The following is a 1,460-nucleotide window of genomic DNA, read 5'->3' on the forward strand; positions in this document are numbered from 1 at the left end:
TTATACCATTTATTTAATATTTCCAAAAACTTATTGGTATCAGTAATATCAACATTTTGATCTATAAATAACTTCGTAATGGTAAAGACTTGTGGTGCCAGGTTAACGTCATTCGAAATTTTTTTGACTAATGGATTTTCGACAACAGCACCTATGATAGGGTTGAGTATATTTACCATGTCAGCAATTGCTTCAGTTGTTTTAGCATCAGAGTAATCTAAAGTATTGAGTACCTGATAACCAAACTCTTGCCAAGCAACGTATTTTGTAATGGCTTTATTATATGGCGCTATCATTGAGCTTTGGATGCCATTTAGAAAACTGGTGTCGGTTAATATTGTCTTAAAGTCATTCATAATCTGAGCGTGATCATCATAGATTTTATCCACAATAACATTAAGAACAGGATATAGAGTATGGTAAACCCATACAAAAGTATGATTAAAGACATTCCAAAAGGCTTTGGATTTGTAGATGGCATAAACACCATCTTGATACGCTGTCCAATTAACATTATTTAATTGGACGTAAAGTTCTTGATCGTAAGGTACAAACTTTTTAGCTGTAAAATATGTAAGACCCATTTCATTCGCCACCCATTTTAGCCGTCCAGTAATTGAACTGATACCTCTATATCTTCCAATTTTAGGATCAGGATAGGTTACAAGTGCTTTTATCTTATATTTTTCCAAACGGTATTGAATACGCTTTGTAAAGTAATCGTTCATTAAACGGTTACTAATTGTATCAAAACTGTTTTTATGAAGTTTTACTGTGATTTTCCCAAAATTTTCATATTCATAATTATATATTTGGTCATAGTTACCAACGATAATTTTTCTTAATTTATCTAATTGCTTGTCAGTTTTCTTGATTGAGTTTTTGTATACCTGCATGAGATTATGATCTGCTTTGATCATTTGATTGACCTTCGATGCTAATTTTATGTCTTGATTAATGGCAAGTGCTTCAGCAACTATTACTGCTGTAACAGGGTTTACTGCTTCAGCGATAGACTGTGAAAATAAAGTACCAATGACTTCTCCGGCGATTTCAGGTGCGACGTAAGAACTTATCGTAACTATACCTTCCGTTGTTTTATCTTTGTTGCCAGTTTCAATACCTTCAATGAGATCGAATCCTCCAATGGATAGGCTAATTGCGGCAGCAAATTTATTCGCAAACTCTGCCACTCCGGACGAAAAATTAGGTAATTTCTCATTCACGTTTTTTTCAAACTCTTCTGGAATAGAAGCGATAAAATCAACTTTATATATATCAGCGATATCATCTTGGAAATTCCTTAATTCCATTTCTAGTTCTGGTAATTTACAAGTACCATTAATTTCAAAAATTTCTTGTGCGTTAACAGTTGTATTAAAACTGTTAGCCAAAATTATTCCTGCCAATATCTTGTTGTATTTTGTAACCATGTTAATACCTCCTATATGTATTAACAG

General features: G+C 32.8%; 1 protein-coding gene. It reads right to left on the reverse strand.

Translation table 11 applies throughout. The annotated features are described in order from the left end of the window. A partial coding sequence (locus E5A76_RS16660) for a hypothetical protein (protein ID WP_161119611.1) occupies positions 1 to 1,433 on the reverse strand: 1,433 nt, incomplete at its 3' end. Positions 1,434 to 1,460 lie beyond the last annotated feature (27 nt).

It is taken from the genome of Photobacterium lucens, from assembly GCF_009873615.1.
GTDB lineage: Bacteria > Pseudomonadota > Gammaproteobacteria > Enterobacterales > Vibrionaceae > Photobacterium > Photobacterium lucens.